The organism is Sulfitobacter sp. CW3 (assembly GCF_019392245.1).
In the GTDB taxonomy this organism is placed as follows: Bacteria; Pseudomonadota; Alphaproteobacteria; order Rhodobacterales; family Rhodobacteraceae; genus Sulfitobacter.
Genome location: NZ_JAHXRL010000001.1, coordinates 319,059 through 340,616 on the forward strand (window position 1 = coordinate 319,059; position 21,558 = coordinate 340,616).

The following is a 21,558-nucleotide window of genomic DNA, read 5'->3' on the forward strand; positions in this document are numbered from 1 at the left end:
CAGTCCGGTTCCTATCTCCCGTTGTCTTGCGCAAAATCAGCTCTTCATTCCCTGTGCCTAATATTTTTTCTATCGCAGGCTGATTTTGGAAATGCCCCCAACTGGCTGTGCAGTTCTTTGTGGGTATCTCAAGTGATAGATGAGGGGGGCGCGCTAAACCTTGGCGTTTATTGACTTATCCACAGGTCAGGGCGCGGCCGGCAAATAGTGAACGCTTGTGCATATTTTCGCCTTGAATCACTGCGGGGCTGGGTGCCTCAAAAAATCCCACTTCGGTCAAGCCTCTAGTTGCGAATATTTGTGAATATTTTCGTTGACCGACTAGGGTCATCTACGTCAGTTTGTGTGGATTGACGGTCACGCCACTATATCTAGTGGTTAACATTAGGCGGCGGACCGATGAGGCAGATGAGGCAAACGCAGCTTTGGCGCATGTTTGAACGCTTATCACGGGCCGTATTGGTCCTTGCGTGATACGTTCTCTGTTTTGGTCAATAGGTCTTGGGGCGGTCTGCAATGTCAGATTTGGCCTCGTATAAATGAGCTGAGATAATGGGGCGAAAGATATGAAAATCGAAAGAAAATTCACGACATCCGGGCAAGATGCATACGCCAAGCTGGATTTCGTGAGCACCGTTTCTGAAATTCGTAACCCGGACGGATCGGTGGTTTTCCATCTCGATAACGTTGAAGTCCCCTCCAGCTGGAGCCAGGTCGCCTCGGACGTGATCGCCCAGAAATATTTCCGCAAAGCGGGCGTGCCCTCGGCCACCAAAAAGATCAAAGAAAAGGGCGTGCCAGAGTTCCTGTGGCGCTCGGTTCCTGCCGATGATGCGACCATGGGCGGCGAGACGTCATCCAAGCAGGTATTCGACCGTCTGGCAGGCGCATGGGCCTATTGGGGTTGGAAGGGTGGCTATTTCACCACCGAAGCCGACGCCCAAGCCTATTACGATGAAATGCGCCACATTCTGGCGTCCCAGTCGGGTGCCCCAAACAGCCCGCAGTGGTTCAACACCGGCCTGCACTGGGCGTATGGCATCGATGGTCCAGCGCAGGGCCACTATTATGTGGATTACAAGACCGGCAAGCTGACACGCTCGAAATCGTCTTACGAGCACCCGCAGCCCCACGCGTGTTTCATTCAATCCGTTGCCGATGATCTGGTGGGCGATGGCGGTATCATGGATCTGTGGGTCCGCGAGGCACGTTTGTTCAAATACGGCTCGGGCACAGGCACCAACTTTTCCAGCCTGCGTGGTGCGGGCGAGGGGCTGTCGGGCGGTGGTAAATCATCCGGCCTGATGGGTTTCCTGAAAATCGGTGACCGCGCTGCTGGTGCGATCAAATCGGGCGGCACCACGCGGCGTGCGGCCAAGATGGTGATCGTCGATGCGGACCACCCCGATATCGAAGACTTCATCAACTGGAAGGTCATCGAAGAGCAGAAAGTGGCGTCCATCGTCGCGGGTTCGAAAATGCACGAACGCGAGCTGAACAAGCTGTTTGCAGCGATCAAAGCATGGGATGGCATTCAGGCCGACGCCTATGACCCCGCAAAGAACGAACAACTGAAAGCCGCAATCAAGGACGCGAAAAAATGCGCGATCCCCGAGACTTACGTCAAGCGCGTGCTGGATTATGCCAAGCAGGGCCACACGTCGATCGAATTCCCGACTTATGACACCGACTGGGACTCCGAGGCGTATTCGTCAGTTTCCGGCCAGAACTCCAACAACTCGATCCGCGTCACCAACGCATTCCTGCACGCAGTTGAAAAAGACGCCGATTGGGAATTGCTGGACCGCACAACGGGCCGCGTTTCGAAAACGATCCGTGCACGCGACCTGTGGGAACAGGTTGGCCACGCCGCATGGGCCTGTGCCGATCCGGGCATCCAGTACCACGACACCGTTAACGAATGGCACACATGCCCCGAAGACGGCGCGATCCGTGGGTCAAACCCTTGTTCCGAATACATGTTCCTTGACGACACGGCCTGCAACCTGGCGTCGATGAACCTGCTGACCTTCCTCAAAGACGGCGAATTCCAGGTCGAAGACTACATGCACGCCTCGCGTTTGTGGACTGTGACGCTGGAAATCTCTGTGATGATGGCGCAATTCCCGTCCAAGGAGATCGCGCAACGCTCATACGATTTCCGCACCTTGGGTCTGGGCTATGCAAACATCGGCGGCTTGCTGATGAACATGGGCTATTCCTATGACAGCGACGAAGGCCGCGCCTTGTGTGGTGCCCTGACCGCGATCATGACCGGCGTTTCCTATGCCACATCCGCTGAAATGGCGGGCGAATTGGGGGCCTTCCCGGGCTACAAGAAAAACGCCGACCACATGCTGCGCGTCATCCGCAACCACCGCAACGCAGCATTGGGGAAATCCGATGGCTACGAGAACCTTGCCGTAAAGCCGGTCCCGTTGGATCACGCAAACTGCCCCCAGCAAAACCTGATCGCGGTTGCAACCTCGACCTGGGACGAAGCGCTGCGCCTTGGCGAAAAGCACGGGTACCGCAACGCCCAAGTATCGGTGATCGCCCCCACGGGCACCATCGGTCTGGTGATGGATTGTGACACCACAGGGATCGAACCTGACTTTGCCCTCGTGAAGTTCAAGAAACTGGCCGGTGGCGGGTACTTCAAGATCATCAACCAATCCGTGCCAGCAGCACTCGAAAAGCAAGGCTATGGATCGGCCCAGATCGAAGAAATCGTCGCCCATGCCGTGGGTCACGGCAGCATCGGAAATGCGCCGGGTATCAACCACACCACATTGGTCGGCCACGGTTTTGGTGTGAACGAACTGGCCAAGATCGACGCGGCATTGGCGCAGGCCTTTGACATCCGTTTCGTGTTCAACCAATGGACCCTGGGCGAGGAATTCTGCACGCAAGTCCTTGGTATTCCGGCAGAAATGCTGAACGACCCTACGTTTGACCTGCTTAAATCCTTGGGCTTTTCTAAGAAAGACGTCGACGCGGCCAACGACCACGTTTGCGGCACCATGACGCTAGAAGGTGCACCGCACCTGAAAGAAGAACACTACAGCATCTTCGATTGCGCCAACCCCTGCGGTAAAAAAGGTACGCGGTATCTGTCGGTGAACAGCCACATCTACATGATGGCCGCCGCACAGTCGTTCATCTCGGGTGCGATCTCTAAGACTATCAACATGCCCAACGATGCGACCATCGAAGATTGCCAACAGGCGTATGAATTGTCCTGGTCTTTGGGTGTGAAAGCCAACGCGCTGTACCGTGACGGATCGAAACTGTCACAGCCTTTGGCCGCGGCCTTGGTCGAAGACGACGACGAAGCGGCAGAAACGCTCGAATCCGGTAACATCCACGAAAAAGCCGTGGTTCTGGCCGAAAAGATCGTCGAAAAAGTCATCGTCAAAGAGATCGTCAAATCGCACCGCGAAAAGATGCCTCAGCGCCGTAAGGGCTATACCCAAAAGGCCATCGTTGGTGGGCACAAGGTTTACCTGCGCACCGGCGAATATGGTGACGGCACGCTCGGCGAAATCTTTATCGACATGCACAAAGAAGGTGCCGGTTTCCGCGCGATGATGAACAACTTTGCCATCGCCGTGTCCGTGGGCCTGCAATACGGCGTGCCGCTCGAAGAATTTGTCGACGCCTTCACCTTTACCAAGTTCGAACCCGCCGGCATGGTTCAAGGCAACGATAGCATCAAGAACGCGACATCGATCCTTGATTACATCTTCCGCGAATTGGCTGTGTCCTATCTGGACCGCACCGATCTGGCCCATGTGAAACCCGAAGGGGCCACATTCGACACCATCGGTCGCGGCGAGGAAGAGGGCGTGCGCAACGTGTCCGAGATTTCCGAAAACGCCGCGACGCGGTCTCTGGAGGTGCTCAAGCAGATCAGCTCGACCGGGTATTTGCGCAACCGCATGCCGCAGGAACTGGTTTTGATGCAAGGCGGGCAGGGGATGTCTGACCTTGCTGTCTTGGACGCCGGCACTGCTGCGATCGCGCAGTCGGTCACCACGTCAGTGGAATCGACCACCGCGATTTCCAGCGGCGCGGTCGGTATCGACGCCCGCACCAAGGCCAAGATGCAAGGCTATGAAGGCGAGGCCTGCGGCGAATGCGGCAACTACACGCTGGTCCGTAACGGCACCTGCATGAAGTGCAACACCTGTGGCGGCACGTCTGGCTGTAGCTAAGTAATTGAGTGGTTGGAAGGTTTGAAACGCCAAGCATATATAGCCCATTTCGGGGTGTTTCGGCGGCCATTTACAAGGTGATTAGCGCCCAGTTCACGTAAGTTGTTGATTTTATTGACGCGAACTGGGTGCCGATTTTCTATGTAGTTTGATGGTTTAGTACGGCGATCAGGTGGGGGAAACGGGACTTCTAAAGGGGCATGAGCTTCGAGACGGCATATGATTACGCATTTCTCGGTGTCATTTCATACGCAGTTTCGGTTTGAGAGAGGAGCTAGTTTCCTCGTTCAATCCATCAAACAGGGGGCCGGTGCGCTAGCCCCTAACGACGGCCAAGCCGCAGGCATAAAACAAACGAGCGGTTAACGATGAGCTTGGCCATGCGAAACTTAGGGTGCCCCTTGGGCTCCCTTTTTTCTTTGGTACGCTTGTGAAGAAGAGTTCGCTGGATGACGAGCACAGAGCTCCGGCTAGGATAAAATCAGTTCATCGTCTGCGGCAAGGATATAGAAATTCCCCCGGTCTATCAGCGCTAGAAGGTGCCTCAGTCGTGGCAGAAAACCTATGGGTCGCTAGCAATCGACATACGAGGATCGCAGTGGAAATCTGCCCTGATTTTAAATCTTTTTGAGCAACGGTAACTGACAAGCTGATAATTCATAGTGACTGCTGTCCGGTCCTATTCAGTTTCTTGGAAAATTTAGTTTGCACCGGCTTTGAAGTATTTCGTGGAAAATAACTTAAAACGCTCACGGCCCAGACCTGCCGTTGGCCAGATGTCCAAGCGCTGCGTTGCAGCTTCACCGAAGCAGACGTTCGACACATTGTGCAGCATTTTTGTTTGCCAAAGCTCTGCTGAGCGGACGGAGTTAGCTTTCTCTGTAGCAGCCCCAATGTCGGCTAAACGCACCAACAGAAAATTACCGCGAGGTATCAGTGCCAATACTACCAGCTTGGAGTCACTTCCAACATGATCCGCGAGCCTGGCAAAGGCCGCCCCCAAGTCGCTTGCCATATCTGCGTGGTGTAGGCACAGGATATCATCCTAATCTAATGCATTAGCCTCCAGCCTTGGATCAAATCACAATGGTGCAACGTTGTTTTCCCAAAGCGGATATCGGTACAAAAGCGTCGAAGGCCCCACAAATCTGGGATGATTGCTTATGCACGCACGCGCTGAAATTAATGCTATCGAATAGTCCGACTGGGCGGCGTTTTTAACTGAATGCAATAGCAAGCACTACGTCAGCCCCGTGCGTAAGCACATAAAGCTTAACACTTTATTTACAATGTGCCGGAAATCTGTCTTTATGATCTTGCTTGAAGACCTGTGGCGATCAGACCGACGTCACTAAAATGCTCCTGCCATTATTTCGGCATCGGAGTCCGGGCAACACGGTCGAAACCTGCGGTATCCTTGGCTGGGTGCGGCATTTCGAATGTTGTGCAAATTGGAAGATTCGATGATTGAATATAATACCGTTTTAGGCGTTGCGTCTAAGCATGCAAAAAATTCCGCCTTCGGCCTTATCGATACAAAGATATCTCTTGCGCGATCTGCGGTATCTCGGTTGGCGCATAGTTGTTTTCCTAAGGCTAGAAAACCCTGCAACGCTCTTTCTATTTTCTCACCCCTGACGTTAGCGGTCTTGGCCGCAATGTTTATGGCAAGCCCTGCCCAAGCCTTTCAGAGCGACACGAAGCTTGCCTATCACTTTGGTCCAAACGGCTCTGCCTGTCTTAGGGGCGCATACGGTGATAGCACTAATACACGAATTCAGCATGAGAAAAAGCAATCCGAAACGGCCGGCGGTCAGTATTGGCTGGCGAATTCAAACACTATCACGAATTCCGACAGCGTCATTACAGCGGCTTCTATGGCCCAGTGCGGATATACGGCACCGGTGATTATCTCGCAAACTGGCCCGTCGGGGGCGACATATGCTGCGGATGATTATATCGGGATCAAATGGCGCGCTAGTGAAAATGGGGGCGCGGATGTTTACGAATATGAATACGCAATCGTTGGTGCCTCATCGACGAGCGCTCACTTCACCAAAAGCGCAAGCCCTGTCGCGTCCCGTCCCACGGCCGCTATCAGCGCCAGCACGACGGCCCTTGCGGCGGGGGAAACCGCCACAATCACCTTTACGTTCAATCAAAGCGTCACAGTCGCAAATGCAAGTGCTGTCACCGCCTCCGGCGGCAGCTTGGGCACCATCACTGGCAGTGGTACATCATACACAGCCACATTCACACCAACAGCCAATTCCACGACCGGTGCCACGATCAAGATCGGCAATGGCGCGTTTGAATCAGGTACCGCCGTCACCAATCAAGACGCGTCTGATACGAATAATTCCGTTAGCATCGCTGTCGACACAGTTGCGCCGACCGTCAGCATCGCGGCCTTCACCGGCGCGGCGAATGGTAATCAAACGGCGGTGATTACCCTGTCCGAGGCGAGCACCGATTTCGTGCTGGCCGATCTGACTCTGACCAACGCCACCGCAACGCTCAGCGGATCGGGCAGCAGCTACACGGCCGTGCTGACGCCGAGTGCCGATGGTCAGGTCAAGCTGTCCGTCGGCGCGGGCAAGTTCAACGACGCGGCGGGCAACGACAATACCGCCTCGAACGAGGTGACCAGCACCGTTGACGTGACAGCGCCAACGGTCAGCATCGCGGCGTTCACCGGCGCGGCGAATGGTAATCAGACAGCAGTGATTACGCTGTCAGAGGCGAGCACCGATTTCGTGCTGGCCGATCTGAATCTGACCAACGCCACGGCAACGCTCAGCGGATCAGGCACCAGCTACACGGCCGTGCTGACGCCGAGTGCCGATGGTGAGGTCAAGCTGTCCGTCGGCGCTGGCAAGTTCAATGACGCGGCGGGCAACGACAATACCGCCTCGAACGAGGTGACCAGCACCGTCGACGTGACAGCGCCCACCGTCTCAATCGCGGCTTTCACCGGTGCTGCAAACGGCACCCAGACGGCGGTTATTACCTTGTCTGAAGCAAGCACCGATTTCGTATCGGCCGATCTGACTCTGACCAACGCCACGGCAACGCTCAGCGGATCGGGCACCAGCTACACGGCCGTGCTGACGCCGAGTGCCGATGGTGAGGTCAAGCTGTCCGTGGGCGCGGGCAAGTTCAGCGATGCCGCTGGCAACGCCAACACCGCCTCGAACGAGGTAAGCAGCACCGCAGATCTGACCGCCCCCACCGTCTCAATCGCGGCTTTCACAGGTGCTGCGAACGGCACCCAAACGGCGGTTATTACCTTGTCTGAAGCAAGCACCGATTTCGTACTGGCCGATCTAACGTTAACCAACGCCACCGCAACGCTCAGCGGATCGGGCACCAGTTATACCGCCGTGCTGACGCCCAGTTCGGATGGTGAGGTCAAACTGTCCGTGGGCGCGGGCAAGTTCAGCGATGCGGCGGGCAACGCCAATACCGCTTCGAACGAGGTGTCAAGCACCGCAGATCTGACCGCCCCCACCGTCTCAATCGCGGCTTTCACAGGTGCTGCGAACGGCACCCAAACGGCGGTTATTACCTTGTCTGAAGCAAGCACCGATTTCGTACTGGCCGATCTAACGTTAACCAACGCCACCGCAACGCTCAGCGGATCGGGCACCAGTTATACCGCCGTGCTGACGCCCAGTTCGGATGGTGAGGTCAAACTGTCCGTGGGCGCGGGCAAGTTCAGCGATGCGGCGGGCAACGCCAATACCGCTTCGAACGAGGTGTCAAGCACCGCAGATCTGACCGCCCCCACCGTCTCAATCGCGGCTTTCACAGGTGCTGCGAACGGCACCCAGACGGCGGTTATTATCTTGTCTGAAACAAGCACCGATTTCGTACTGGCCGATCTATCGTTAACCAACGCCACCGCAACGCTCAGCGGATCGGGCACCAGCTACACTGCAGTTCTGACGCCGGTAGCCGATGGCGCGGTCAAACTGTCGGTCGCTGCGGCCACCTTTACCGACGCGGCGGGCAACGCCAACACCGCCTCGAACGAGGTGACCACGACCTATGATGGCACCGCACCCACGGTCAGCATTTCGACCAGCGCCACTGCCGTCTCTGGCGCGACCACACTCAACGTCGTGGTGAAATTTTCCGAAGACGTCACTGGGTTTGAGGCCAGCGATGTCGTTGTCGCCAACGGTTCGGTCAACTCTGTCACAGGCAGCGGCGCGGATTATGTCGCGCGGATCACGGCGACGGGAAGTGGCGATACCACGGTCTCGGTCCCTGCGGGGGCCGCAACGGACCTTGCCGGCAACTCCAGTCAGGCGTCAAACACGGTGACCATTCAAAACTCTGTCGTGGAAAAAACCCAAAAGATCATCGCGCAGGTCCTACAATCGCGGGCCAGTCAGCTGATCAGCAGTCAACCCAACCTAAGCGGCTTTTTATCCGGCAGCGGATCGGGGGGCTTCAATATGGTCGTGACCCAAGCGGGGGGTAATTTTCACTTTGTGAGCGCCCCGGGGACCGAAAGCGGGCTGTGGGTCAGGGTGAATGGCACCTGGACGAATGAAGAAACGCGCGAAACCAAATATGTTTTTGGTGCCCTTGGCCATCATTTCGCGGTGTCCCCCAACATTCTGATCGGCGGTATGGTCGAATTTGATTTTATCAGTCAGCAGGACGGCGCTGAAACGGTCGAGGGTCAAGGGTGGTTGGCTGGTGTCTATGTGGTGACGCGGGTGCCGAACCATCCCCTGTTTATCGATGGGCGTCTGCTATACGGGCAAACCATAAATGATGTGTCGCCGATTGGCACATACACCGATACCTTCGAGACGGAGCGTTGGCTGGCGCAGGTGAATGTGTCGGGCGAATTGCAGTTTCACGCGACGACGTTGATCCCCTCGGTCCAACTGGCCTATACCACGGATGATCAGGCGGCATATACGGACGGCCTGGGCAACATGATCCCGTCGCAGGGTATTGAGATATGGCAGGCGGCGATTGGTCTTGATATTCGCCATGATGTCGCGCTGCAAAACAGCAAAGCATCGTTGGAATTGACAGGCGGGATAGCTGCTATTGGGGCATCCACCCGTGGTGCGGGCAACAGCAGCGGCGTGACCCCCAGCTATGAAGGCATACGTGCGCGGCTGAATATGGGCGCAAATTACACGATGGAAAATGGTGCCCGACTGACGCTTGAGACCTTCTATGATGGTATCGGTGTCAGCAGCTACGAAAGCTATGGCGTACAGGTCGGGTTTAACCTTGCATTCTGATGGTCGCGCAGCAGTGTAAGGCGATCCTTTAAAGTACTCTGCAGAGCCTTAATACAGTTTCCGACTAACACGAACGGCCCATAGCTGCCTTTCGTAACAGTCAACGTCGCCGCGATGCAATGAGCCCGAAGCGGACGTTGATCGTCAGTGCAGCATTCCGCGAGTGTCGATGACGGCTCTGCGGGACATTCTAAGCTTTCGTTGAAAGTGCGCACCGTCGGTTTTTGCGAGCCGTTCAACCAAACCTGCTTTACGCAGATGTGAAAAAGCGGTGCTTTTCTGGTTCAGCTTTGGGATACCTTGCTCAAATCAAACCACCGTTGGCACGTAGTATTTGTCCGTTTATCCAACCACCATCGGACCCCGCAAGGAAAGCTACAACATTGGCAATATCTTCCGGAGTGGCAAGTCGCTCCAATGGGGGTATCTTTGACATTTTCTGAACAAGTTCCTCAGGCTTTCCATCCAGAAAAAGGGCGGTGGCGGTTGGTCCCGGAGCAACTGCGTTAACGGTGATGTTACGGCCGCGCATTTCTTTGGCCATGATGCCAGTCATCGTTTCGACCGCCGCTTTAAGCCCTGCATAGACAGCATATGTTTCCAGCTTGAGCCCAACAACAGATGTGGAAAGGTTGATGATACGGCCACCGTCAGACAGACGGGCTGAGGCTTCGCGTAAGGTGTTAAATGTGCCTTTTAAGTTCACCGCGACCTGTGTGTCGAAGAGATCATCGTCGCTGTCTTCGATTTTGGCCAGCTTCATGATGCCTGCGTTGTTCACCAAGACGTCAATCCCCCCGAATTCCGTCTCGGCACAATCGAATAAACGCTTCACGTCGGTGGCGTCTGATACATCGGCTCTGGCGGAAATGGCGCGGCCTCCGTCGGCCTGGATCTTGCTCACGATGTCGACTGCGGCGGCTTCGCTACCAGCATAGTTGACGACTACGTTGAACCCTTCTCGCGCGAGCCGGGCGGCGATTGCGGCTCCTATGCCACGAGATGCGCCAGTCACGAGGGCTGTTCGGATTGTCGGATCGGTCATGTTTACGTCCTTGTCTGAGAAATGCGTATTGGCTGTCATACTCTGGGTATAGCCTTGAACATTCTTTCGAAAATCAGGCATAGTTTGACATCACTATTCGAAATTATCGGACAATATGATGGACCACCTCGACGCGATGAACGTCTTCACCCGCATTGTAGAGGCGCGTAGCTTCACTCAAGTCGCCAACGATCTGGGTTTGCCGCGCTCGACTCTCACAGATGCGATCAAGCGGCTGGAGGATCGGCTGGGAGTGAGCTTGCTACATCGAACCACACGGGTTGTGCGCCCTACGTTGGACGGGGAGGAATATTACCTCCGTTGTCTTTCAATTTTGTCAGAAGTCGAGGACGCGGAATCCGCATTTTCTGGCGCAAAACCAAAGGGCAAACTGCGCGTCCATGTTCACGGCATCCTTGCACGATATTTCTTATTGCCTACATTGCCTGATTTTCTGGCGCGGTTCCCTGAGATAGAGATCGAGATCGGCGAGGGAGATCGCCTTGTCGATCTCGTGCGTGAAGGTGTGGATTGCGTGCTGCGTGTGGGCGCGCCTGCCGATAGTGACTTGATCATCCGCAAGCTCACGAGTCTCGAGGAGGTGACGTGTGCATCGCCCGCGTATCTGGACCGGTTCGGCACGCCACAAACGCTTGCGGCGCTGGATGGTCACCGGATGGTGGGGTTTAAATCCACTGCAACGGGGGCAGTCCTACCACTGGAGTTTGTTCAGCGGGGAGAGCTAAAGACAGTCACATTGCCAGCTCCGGTTACGGTTACTTCAGCGGATACACTTGTCGAATGCGCACGCTTGGGGTTGGGGCTCATCCAAAAGCCCCGCTATTCCAGTGCAGCTGATTTGGCATCCGGACGGCTCATAGAAGTGCTTGGAAGCACACCGCCGCCATCGACGCCCGTGTCGATCTTATATCCGCGGGCGCGTCACCAGTCGGCACGCGTTCGGGCATTTATCGATTGGTCAGAAAAAGCGTTAAAAGTCGCGTAAAGGCAGGACGTGGCATTCAACCCTATGGCCGGCTATTACGACCTTCGCTGCCGTCTGTATCTATGATCCTATGCGGACACCGCCGTCATTGCCTTGTTGCACTGTGAAAACTGTGAAAGCCCGCACTTTGATTGCCAATGAGTATGGGCCAAAACTGCTGAACGAAGGTGATAGTCTCAATGTTGGTTCTTTGGTGATGCCAAACAAAAGAACGTCGTGAGGCCCCACTGGCAGGTAGTTAAAGCTTCTTGGTTTCCCTCTGACATATCTCGATAAGCGCCCGCAACGGTGCTGGGGCGAAGCGGCTGGGGTAATAAAGACGTGGCCCCTCTATTTCAGACCGCCAGTCTGGCAGAACGGGCACAAGGCGTCTGGCATCAAAATCATCCCTCAGCCAATTGTGAAAGGTGTGAATAATTCCCAATCCTGCTTGCGCATATTTCAGGCCCGTGTTGAGGGCACCAACGCTCAGAATGAGCGCGTCGTTTGGTTCAACACGCACAGACTGTCCTTTATTTTGCAACAGCCAAGGCAACATAGTTCCATCGTCCAGACGATAACGGATCGCATCATGTCCGGTGAGATCTTCTGGGGCCTGGGGCACTCCGCGCGTCTCTAAGTAAGCGGGAGACGCTGCGAGCACCACCTGCTGTCGAGGTGGTCCAATAGGAATTGAGATCATGTCTTGCTCTAGTACGCTGCCATAACGAATGCCCGCATCACAGCCTGCGGCAACGATGTCGATCAAGCCGCTTTCAACGACGACTTCCACCTCGACGTTTGGGTGGCTGGCGCGATATTGTGCGAGCAGCGATGGCAAGATGTCGGGCATGACCGCGCCCGGCACGTTTAGCTTCAGCCGACCTTGCACCTGCCCCCCAAGCGTTGCCACCTCATGACAGGCTGTCTCCAGCGCTGACAACAAAGGGCGTACGCGATCCACCAAGAGCTGCCCGGCATCGGTCAGGTGCAGGCTTCGTGTCGTGCGGCGCAAAACAGGCGTGCCAAGTTGTGCTTCAATCCGCGTGATGGTGGCACTGACATTAGAGGGGGCAATTCCCAGCCTGCGAGACGCGGCACGAAAGCCTCCTTCTCGCAGCACAGTCAGTAAGACAGAGAGATCATCTGGGGAAACACTGTTCTTCATACAGAACAACCTACTCTAATTTGCGCGGGTTATGCGCGCTAAAACGAACAGTTATTCCATCAAGCATCACCATCCACTGCGCCCTGTGGTGCGCAATATTTGTCAGGAGACTGAAGAATGCTGATCGTTACTGGTGCATCAGGAAAACTAGGTACACTCGTGGTGGAGGCGCTTTTGCGTCTCGTCCCTGCGGAGAAAGTCGGGGTCAGCGTACGCGACCCCGAAAAGCTGACAGCTCTCGCGGCGCGCGGTGTGCGTGTGCGGCAAGGTGATTATACAGATGCGGATAGCCTACGTCATGCGTGGGAAGGCGTGAGCCGTGTTTTGCTTGTTTCATCCAATGCACGGACCAGTGGCACCGATCCGCTCAAGCAACATGAAACAGCCATAACGGTGGCAAAGGAGCTTGGAGCTGAACGGATATTTTATACCAGCCAAGCCTCAAGCAGCGCGCAATCCCAATTCCCACCGGCACGCGATCACGCCGCAACCGAGGCGATGCTGGCTGCCTCTGGTCTTGCTTGGACCGCGCTGCGTCATGGCTTCTACGCAGAGAGTGCCATGGGCATGAACGCACAAGGCTTCGCGAGCGGTAAACTGGTTGGCCCTGAGGACGGCAAAGTGGCTTGGGCGACCCACGAAGACCTGGCCGAAGCTGACGCACGTCTCCTAGCCGGGCAGGAGGTTTTTGAGGGCGCGACACCACCGCTCACTGGCAGTGAATCCCTTGACCTAGCTGACCTTGCGCAGATCGCGAGCACATTAACAAACAGGATGGTGACCCGCGAGCTGATTAGCGAAAACACACTGCTCCAGAACTTAGAAAACTCGGGCATGTCCGCCCCTGTCAAAAGCGTCATTCTGGGCTATTATCGCGCCGCACAAGCAGGGGAGTTTGCCGTCGTTGATCCGACGCTCGCACGCATTCTAGGTCGTGATCCGAGTCTGATGCGAGATGTTTTAACCCGCGCCTTGGCATAAAATCGAACGGCGCTTTCCGCCCGCTTGAGTCGACAGAGGCGACCGGCATAAACCTGCCCTTTGCCAGACAGATCAATGCTGTGACGCAGTTCGTCAGAGCGGCCATTCGTGCATCGTGCAGCAATTTGTTGGACGAAACGCCGTTCAGAAGACGATGCGCCATTTCGCCGCAGTAGAGTTCATAAGCATCGAAAAGAGCGGACCGAAGCTGCGGCGCACCGGTCACGTCAGTGCCGCGCTCACCTCATTGCAGTCATACGTGCAACGCGGCGTGACATTTTGTTTGGTAAAATTCCTGTCAGCGCCAGTAGGTTCAAGTCAACGCTTCAAAAGGTAATCGGCGGAGACATAACCCGTGGTCTGCGGCGCAGCCGTGAGCGAAACGCGGCACCACTGCTGACCTATTTCGGTTACACAATCACGGCGATTGAGCGAGGTTCCGTCAGGCAGACCCAAGATGACGCTAAAGCCCAGCCCCGGACCTGTCCGCAACTTCAGCAATTCGTCCTGCCCAGTGCCAACGACCGAAGTGCGGTCAGCGGAAAAATTGCTACAACCTGAGACGAGCATGAGAATTAGTATTACCGGAATAGTGCTGCGATGCATGATGTGACCTCTTATTGTTCTCGTATAATAGGCCTGCATCAGACCAAAGCCCAGCTACCTTTTCCGCTCCGAAAGCATCGCCACTTTCGGCCCAAAGCCGCCACTGGCCGATGCGCTTTTCGCTGCGCCGCAGCTTCACCAGATCAGCCGTTCATGCTCAGCGCAGCATCTTTGAAGGGCGAGTGACCGCAGTGCGGACGAAGAAGACTTTAGTCCATGCTCAGTGAAGGGCGGCTTTGGGTAAATGCGAGCAGCGTTTCCAAACGATAAAAATCAATGCTGTGATTAGAATCTGTATGACAGCGAAGATTTCCATTGCGGTCAAAAGCCCAAACATATCCGCCAAGGCTCCGGTGGCAATGACTGGTAACGAAAACCCAAAATACGCAAACACGAACAACCCGGCTGTCGCGCGTGCGCGATCATCTGGCGCACGCTCCGACACCTCTGCCAAGGATGCGAGGTAAGTGAATCCATAGCTTGCGGCACTTGTGATACAGGTGCCGATTAAGACGAGCGGCAAGAGCTTTAGCCAGACGCCAGCCAGCAATACCAAGAACCCAAGTGGGATGAGAACAAAGCCCAAAGCCAGTGCTTGAGTATTAGTTATGCGCTTTGCAATCGGTTGGCATAGAAAGCCGACGAAGATGGCAAGAAAGATGACAAGGCCAGTCCACCCCCCAAATCCGTTTGCCTGTAACTCCAGCGGAACCACTGCAATCGTCATGCCTGTTGTGGACCATGCCAGAGCCATAGCGACACCAAATATCCATGTACCTTTTGGGAAAACTGGAAGTCGGATCAGCGATACCGGTTTGGGATGATCGACACGCGGCAGCTTCAGGGCGATCATCGCCAAAACGGGTCCGGCTATGAACAACGCGATGTAGCTCGCGGGTATCAGTGTCGGGCCCTGCACGCCAAGACTGATGCCCGTCGCCAAGGCACCACCACCAAATCCCAGAGAAGTGGCTGATGTTACGATCAGCGCAGCCTTTTTTGATCGGTCTGTACCTATAATTTCCGTCATGTAGGCGGTGCCTGCGGTCGCTGCTAATCCAGTTCCGACACCAAGCAAGAGCCTTGCGATAACGAGGCTGGTCCAACTCGGAACTATGACAAGTAACGCAGTTGCGCCAACGCCCAGAAGTATTGCCAAGGCAAAGGGACTGCGCCGCCCAATCCGGTCTGACAACCCGCCAAGCAACAAAAGTGTTGGCATTAAGCCACCCACATATGCGGCAAATGCAATGGTCACGGCGGTCGCGCCCACATTGCTTTGCGCTGCATAGACCTCATACAATGGGGCTTGCAGATTTACGGCAAAGGTAACCGTAAACAGCCCCAGAGCCAGCATTAAGACGGGCAGGGTTTTCGACATTGAATAAACCTCATCTATTGACTCGAGGTTTGAATGGCATGACCAATATGATATGACAATTTTTAGATTGTCCTAGATACAGTTTGGCCATGCGCGAACCAAAATACATGCAGCTTGCGGATATGATCGCAAAGACGATCCTCGACGGAACGCTTGCGCCGGGATCGAAGATGCCGACGCATCGGGCCTTTGCCGAAAAGTTTGATATCGCCGTTGCAACAGCAACCCGCATCTACAAGGAACTCGAACGGCGTGGCGTTGTCATTGGTGAAGCGGGTCGTGGCACATTCGTGCGGGACACAGGCGTTCCACCGACATTGGGCGTTCACCAAACAGAACAGAGTGACCAGATTGATCTGGTATTCAACATGCCCGGCGGTGCGGGGGACAGCGACCTATTGCGCCACGGCTTGCGGCGCTTGGCCGCCAGCGGTGATCTTGAAGCCTTGCTGCGATATCAGCCACACAGCGGTCGCCCCCACGAACGGAGGATAATCGCGGACCACCTCACCCCAACGCTTGGCGCGATTAACCCTGATCGGTTACTGATCACGTCCGGCGGCCAACACGGTTTGGCCATCACCGCATTGGGTTTGCTACAACAAGGCGATGTCGTCGCCACGGATGCACTGACCTATCCGGGTTTCAAATCGGTCGCGGTGATGCACAGGTTGGACCTTGTACCGATCAAGGGCATGCACGGTGTGATGGACCCCGATGATCTCGACAAACGATGCCGTTCCCGCAAAATACGTGCAGTCTATCTGATGCCAACAGTGCAAAACCCCCTTGGCAGTGTGATGGACATGCAAACGCGCGACCGGATCGTTGACGTTGCGCGAAAGCATAATCTGATGATCATCGAAGACGCAGCCTATGCGTTTCTGGAACCCGATCCACCACCGACTTTGATCCAGCTTGCACCAGAACGCACGGTTTATATCGGAGGGTTCTCCAAAAGCCTTGCGACAGGATTACGCCTTGGGTATGTCGTCGCGCCGGATGAAAACGTCGAGAAACTGATTGAGGCGACCCGCGCGACAACGTGGAATGCGCCCGCCTTAATCTCCAGTCTGGTCACGGGGTGGATCAAGGACGGCACGTTGGAAAAGTCTGAAAATAGACGCCGCATTGACGGTGCGAAGCGTCAAGAAGTTTGCCAGATAGCGCTGGATGGTCTGCCTATTATTGCCCACCCAAATGCGGGCTTTGCTTGGCTGCCATTGCAAGAGGGCTCGCGCGCGTCACCTGTCGTGGCACGTCTAAAAGCCAAAGGCATTTCAATATCTGGCGCAGAAGCGTTTGCGACAACTACAGCGATCCCACAAGCTCTGAGACTGGCATTTGGAGGCCTCGCGCCTACTGAATTGGAAAGTTCAATCAAGGCAGTCCGTGATGCTGTTCGGGCATAGTGTAGCAGACATTCGTGCACTGTGCAGCATTGGGGACTCTGGGCTCGTTGCTGCCGTTTGCTGCGGGTGATAATTCCACAAGCGGCCGAACGTCTGCTTTCTCATACGGTGAACCCATGCCTCGCGACCGCAGCGAAGGTCCGGTTTCCGCCGATTCTGTGGAAAAACAACGTGTTGCAGCCGCAGAAAGCGGCGCTCCAGATAGAACACGAGAGCCTTTCCTATCAGGCTTTGCGCGATTGCTGCGCTGCAGGAAATATCTTGGCTAATTTGCGGAGGTTTTGGGCGGTTGCGGCGAGGAGGAATTCGTCATTTGCACCGTATGGCCCCGCGTAATCGCAATCGTCCCAATCCAAGGATGCGTTTGAGATGCGCGAAGAGCATTTCGACTTTCTTTCGCCGCCGCATCGAGATCGCATACTGCTTGGTCTTGGCAATATCGCGGGCAACCTGTCGGGCATCTTCATGTTCTTCACGGGTGATCTTTCGCGCATCGGCTTTCGGGCAGCACTTCATCTTCGATGGGCAGGCTTGGCAGGTGTGTTTCAGTGCCTGATACTTGGCCACGCCCTTGCCAGTGGGCCCACGGTTCGGGTCCGAGTAGTTGCGCCGGAACTGCTTGAGCGGTTCACCTTCGGGGCAGATGTATTGGTTATTCTCTGGATCCCATTCAAAGTCGGTGCGGGACCATGTGCCGTCTGTTCGACCTGCCTTATCAAGCACAGGAATGTGGGGTTTGATGTCGCGACCCACGAGCCATCCCAGCATTGGGCCTGATCCATAGGCGCTGTCTGCGATCAACCGCTCCGGATCAATACCATGCTGCACCTTGATCCGATCCAGCATCGTGCGCACCGACCCAACTTCAGCCTGTCGGATCGACCGCGTGCCTTCAACGTCCACGATGACACTGTGGTCGGTGTCGATCAGGTAGTTGATCGAATAACTGAAGAATGCAGGGCCTTTCCGGGCTGCCGTCCACTGGCTTGCCGGATCAGAATGGGACGTGAACTTGGGTTCGACCTCCGATGCGGCCCCAAATGCCGCATCGTCCAAGACGTCGAGATATTCCTTCACAGCACGCGGCGCATCGTTTGGGTCAAGGGCACTGTGATCCCAATCTTCCTTTGGCGAGGAGTTTTGCTTGTTGGCATCGGCTTCAATTAGACTGGCGTTTGCCGCAAGACGTTGCCCACTCACCAAGCCATCCGCGATGCACCGCGCAACGGTCTTCTCGAACAGATGACGCAATAGTTTGCTTTCCCGAAAGCGCCCGTGTCGGTTCTTGGAAAAGGTTGAATGGTTTGGGATCGGATCAGACAAATCGAGGCGGCAGAACCAACGATAGGCAAGGTTCAAATGCACCTCTTCGCAAAGGCGGCGCTCTGAACGGATACCAGAACAATAGCCCACGAGTAGCATGCGGATCAGCAACTCAGGATCAATCGATGGACGGCCTGTATGGCTGTAAAACTCGGCCAAATACTGACGGATGTCACTCAGATCGACGAACCGATCAATCGACCGCAACAGATGGTTTTGGGGCACATGATCGTCAATCGAGAACTCGTAAAACAGCGCGCCTTGTGCTTCTTGCTTTGGTCCCAACATCGAAATTATCCCCCGTTGCTAAAGACAATTGAATCAGCGAATTGGCACTCGATCAAGCAAGAGTTTTTCAACAGAATTCGCCCTTTGTGTCGAGGAACATGAACGGCCCTTCGTGTAGACCATGCGAAGGCACCTGCTGGTCACTCACCGTTAGGGATGCACTAGCCCCACTTACTTGTGAGTGATTTCACGCACGCTTGCAGACATCTGTATGGCGGGAAGCTGTTGCCCCGGAAAAATTTCGAACTCTGTTTTCCCCTGGGGCTTGAATCCTGCGGTTGAGTAGAATTTCACTGCCGCAGTGCTGCTTGTTAGGACTGTGAGCTGTGCAGAGTTTGCATGATCATGCTCAAGAACCGCCTTTTTCAGCAGCCTCTGACCTATTCCCATTCTCTGGAATTCACGTAGAATGTAGAACCCCCAAAGATATGTCACGCCGTTTCGAGCCGCTGATACGGAGCATCCACAAATCTGGTTTTGATGCTTGGCGACAAAAACCGTTTCGTCGTTGTTCGGGATCAACCCACCAATATCTTCGTGCGCCAGTGTCTCAACAAGTTCGGCTACAATATCCTGCCCAAGCTCGGGCACGTAAGTTTCTGACCAACTTGTCTGCAGAAGAGGTCTGAGAGTACTTCTTCGTGCTGGGTTCATCTTGGAGATGGAAAAGCAATGCTGCTTGGACATTTTTGCCCTTATGTTAAAGCCGCAACTCCCACGGCAGCAATTCTTCAATCCGGCTTTTCCTAGGCCGGGTGGAGATGGCGCTCAAGGTTTGTGTCAGATAGCAGTGTGGTTCGATGTTGTTCAGTTTGCATGTCTCGATCAGAGAAGCAAGGACGGCCCATTTTTGGGCTCCAGCCTCATGGCCTTTTCAAGGTTGGCTCTGAATTTCCGGTCCGCTAAGGAATTTTTACCCACCACAGGGCAACTTTCCTTCGGTCCAATTTCGGGCGGATGGCGCAAAAATCTAACATTGCGAAGGCCGAATCACCACACCAAAAACCTCGATCACCCTTCAGGATTACCCGAAACACTGCCGAATACAGGGAAATTCTGAGAGCTGGTTATCATAGTTAGTTGAGGCCGTAATTGTTAGAAGTACAGCGATATTTTATAATTACTCTTGTGGGTATTTTTTCTATTCATCCGCATTTTGAGGGCGGAGGGATTAGGCTACGCCTAACCCTCCGATCCATTGAGGTCAATCATCAAGCATAAATCATGATTAGTAAACGATAACAGTTGGTTATTGACTCAAGCTAAACCAATCGGCACAATTTGATGAGAAGTGAATTGGTGAATGTGTAGGCTCAATTCCTGATGAACTGCTAGGATGAGTTAATAGCGTGTATCGGCTTCTGGCATGGGGCATGATGCCAATCGGGTTGCTCTTGTCCGGTTTGATAGTGAGTGGTGCTGAAACCGCTATGGCGCGCAATATAGCGCTTACGATGCCATTTGTAGTCGCAGCAGGCGGTGCCTCAATATTGGCTCTACTTGCTTGGAGGCCTTTGGGAGCAGGCTTTGCATCGCGGACTCTAAACTGAAAGCCGCCATTCGATCATCTCGCAGCATCCGTCAATAAGAGCTCCAAGCCGACATTCGCCGCGATTGCAACTGACCTGAACCCCAAGTTCCCTCCAGCTTTGCGCGGAGTCCTTGGGGTTAAATCTGTGACCTTAGGCGGCCATTTTGTCCATCGTCTTTCTCTGCAAGAATTCCATTGGCGTCAGATTGACTAATGCTGAATGCGGCCTGCGCCAATTGTAATCCTCATGCCAGTCTTCGAGCGTTTCGCGTGCGTCACCTAATGTGCCAAAAAGCGTTTCATTGAGGCATTCGACCCGTAATTTGCCGTTGAAGCTTTCGATGAAACCGTTCTGCTGAGGTTTTCCTGATGCGATATAGTGCCAATTAACACCAGTCTCCTGAACCCATTTAAGGATCGCCATGCTGGTGAACTCGGTGCCATTGTCGGACACAATCGTCTTTGGCATGCCACGCTCAGCGATTATGCGGTCCAGCTCTCTGACAACGCGTTGACCTGACAATGATGTATCCGCGACCAACACCAAATTCTCGCGGCTGAAGTCATCGACAACCGCCAGAACGCGAAAGCGGCGACCGTCTGTCAGTGCATCCGACACGAAATCCAAGTTCCATCGCTGGTTCGGGCCATCCGGCAGCACCATTGGCTTGCGGGCGTCCAAAGCCCGCTTTCTGCCCCCTCTGCGGCGCACCTGAAGCTTCTCTTCACGGTAGATGCGCCTCACTTTCTTGTGGTTCACCTCAAAGCCATCCCGCGCAATCATCACATGGACACGGCGGCAACCAAACCGCCGCCGTTCACGAGACACGCGTTTGATTGCATCTCGCAGTTCAGCATCATCGCCACGGCGCGACAGATACCGCACCGTTGACCGATCAATCTGCAGCACATCACACGCCCGTCCCCTCTCGGCAGATTGCTTTGCAATCGCCTGCCGGGCAATGGCATGGCTGACCTGATGGACTTCCATCAAATGCACCACCGCTTTCCGCTTCCCAAGGGCGTCACCATTTTTTTGAATTGATGTCTCGCAACATCGCATTGTCTCATGCCCGATAGGGTATCGCGGAGCGATGTCGCGAAAGGGGAGCATCTGTTCGGCCAACAGCTTCTTCAACTTGCCGTTCTCGTCTTCCAAAGCCCTCAGCTGCTTCGCGTCAGACGGCTCCATGCCGCCATACTTCGATTTGTATTTATAGAACGTCGCCGAACTGATCCCGTGCCGCCGACATACATCAGCGGTCTTCTCACCAGCTTCCTGTTCCTTGATCATTGCCCCTCTCGGGATCATGCTTCGCATAACCCTGCCGGGCAGTGTATGATTTGT

The 21,558-nt window shown here is 54.9% G+C and carries 13 protein-coding genes and 1 pseudogene; 5 read left to right on the forward strand and 9 right to left on the reverse strand.

Features of this window, described 5'->3' with window-relative positions:
* The first annotated feature begins 566 nt into the window (after positions 1–566).
* Positions 567–4,217, forward strand: coding sequence for a vitamin B12-dependent ribonucleotide reductase (locus KZZ06_RS01415; protein WP_219578240.1), 3,651 nt, complete (start codon positions 567–569; stop codon positions 4,215–4,217).
* A 700-nt stretch (positions 4,218–4,917) separates the two neighbouring features.
* On the opposite strand, the gene KZZ06_RS01420 is transcribed toward KZZ06_RS01415, so the two are convergent.
* A complete protein-coding gene (locus KZZ06_RS01420; protein WP_219578241.1) occupies positions 4,918–5,160 on the reverse strand; it encodes a hypothetical protein in 243 nt (80 codons plus the stop codon).
* 934 nt (positions 5,161–6,094) lie between these two features.
* Here KZZ06_RS01420 and KZZ06_RS01425 point away from each other — a divergent pair.
* Complete coding sequence (locus KZZ06_RS01425) at positions 6,095–9,490, forward strand: Ig-like domain-containing protein (protein ID WP_219578242.1); 3,396 nt, start codon at positions 6,095–6,097, stop codon at positions 9,488–9,490.
* A 304-nt stretch (positions 9,491–9,794) separates the two neighbouring features.
* Here the strand turns inward: KZZ06_RS01425 and KZZ06_RS01430 are convergent, their stop codons facing one another.
* Positions 9,795–10,616 (reverse strand): SDR family oxidoreductase, encoded by an 822-nt coding sequence (locus KZZ06_RS01430; RefSeq protein WP_257884146.1) that lies wholly within the window; start codon positions 10,614–10,616, stop codon positions 9,795–9,797.
* 34 nt (positions 10,617–10,650) lie between these two features.
* On the opposite strand from KZZ06_RS01430, the gene KZZ06_RS01435 reads away from it, so the two are divergent.
* Complete coding sequence (locus KZZ06_RS01435) at positions 10,651–11,541, forward strand: LysR family transcriptional regulator (protein WP_219578243.1); 891 nt, start codon at positions 10,651–10,653, stop codon at positions 11,539–11,541.
* Positions 11,542–11,779: 238 nt separating this feature from the next.
* Here KZZ06_RS01435 and KZZ06_RS01440 read toward each other — a convergent pair whose 3' ends face one another.
* Complete coding sequence (locus KZZ06_RS01440) at positions 11,780–12,688, reverse strand: LysR family transcriptional regulator (RefSeq protein WP_219578244.1); 909 nt, start codon at positions 12,686–12,688, stop codon at positions 11,780–11,782.
* Between the two features lie 117 nt (positions 12,689–12,805).
* Between KZZ06_RS01440 and KZZ06_RS01445 the strand changes: the two genes are divergently transcribed.
* Positions 12,806–13,669, forward strand: coding sequence for an SDR family oxidoreductase (locus KZZ06_RS01445; protein WP_219578245.1), 864 nt, complete (start codon positions 12,806–12,808; stop codon positions 13,667–13,669).
* Positions 13,670–13,987: 318 nt separating this feature from the next.
* Here KZZ06_RS01445 and KZZ06_RS01450 read toward each other — a convergent pair whose 3' ends face one another.
* The gene (locus KZZ06_RS01450; RefSeq protein ID WP_219578246.1) at positions 13,988–14,275 is read right to left on the reverse strand and encodes an SH3 domain-containing protein; all 288 of its coding nucleotides are present in this window, start codon (positions 14,273–14,275) and stop codon (positions 13,988–13,990) included.
* 220 nt (positions 14,276–14,495) lie between these two features.
* A complete protein-coding gene (locus tag KZZ06_RS01455) occupies positions 14,496–15,656 on the reverse strand; it encodes an MFS transporter (RefSeq protein WP_219578247.1) in 1,161 nt (386 codons plus the stop codon).
* Positions 15,657–15,745: 89 nt separating this feature from the next.
* Between KZZ06_RS01455 and KZZ06_RS01460 the strand changes: the two genes are divergently transcribed.
* On the forward strand, positions 15,746–17,068 hold the full coding sequence (locus KZZ06_RS01460) for a PLP-dependent aminotransferase family protein (RefSeq protein WP_219578248.1): 1,323 nt from the start codon (positions 15,746–15,748) through the stop codon (positions 17,066–17,068).
* A 224-nt stretch (positions 17,069–17,292) separates the two neighbouring features.
* On the opposite strand, the pseudogene KZZ06_RS01465 reads toward KZZ06_RS01460, so the two are convergent.
* The 4 genes and pseudogenes from KZZ06_RS01465 to KZZ06_RS01480 form a co-directional block, all read right to left on the reverse strand.
* Positions 17,293–18,679 (reverse strand): annotated as a pseudogene (locus tag KZZ06_RS01465) (transposase).
* Positions 18,680–18,850: 171 nt separating this feature from the next.
* The gene (locus KZZ06_RS01470) at positions 18,851–19,366 is read right to left on the reverse strand and encodes a GNAT family N-acetyltransferase (protein ID WP_219578249.1); all 516 of its coding nucleotides are present in this window, start codon (positions 19,364–19,366) and stop codon (positions 18,851–18,853) included.
* Between the two features lie 13 nt (positions 19,367–19,379).
* Positions 19,380–19,508: a transposase domain-containing protein gene (locus KZZ06_RS01475; protein WP_219578631.1), complete on the reverse strand. Its 129-nt coding sequence runs from the start codon at positions 19,506–19,508 to the stop codon at positions 19,380–19,382.
* Between the two features lie 853 nt (positions 19,509–20,361).
* Positions 20,362–21,504 carry an IS3 family transposase gene (locus KZZ06_RS01480; RefSeq protein WP_257884147.1) on the reverse strand — a complete coding sequence of 381 codons (1,143 nt, stop codon included), beginning with the start codon at positions 21,502–21,504 and terminating at the stop codon, positions 20,362–20,364.
* Positions 21,505–21,558 lie beyond the last annotated feature (54 nt).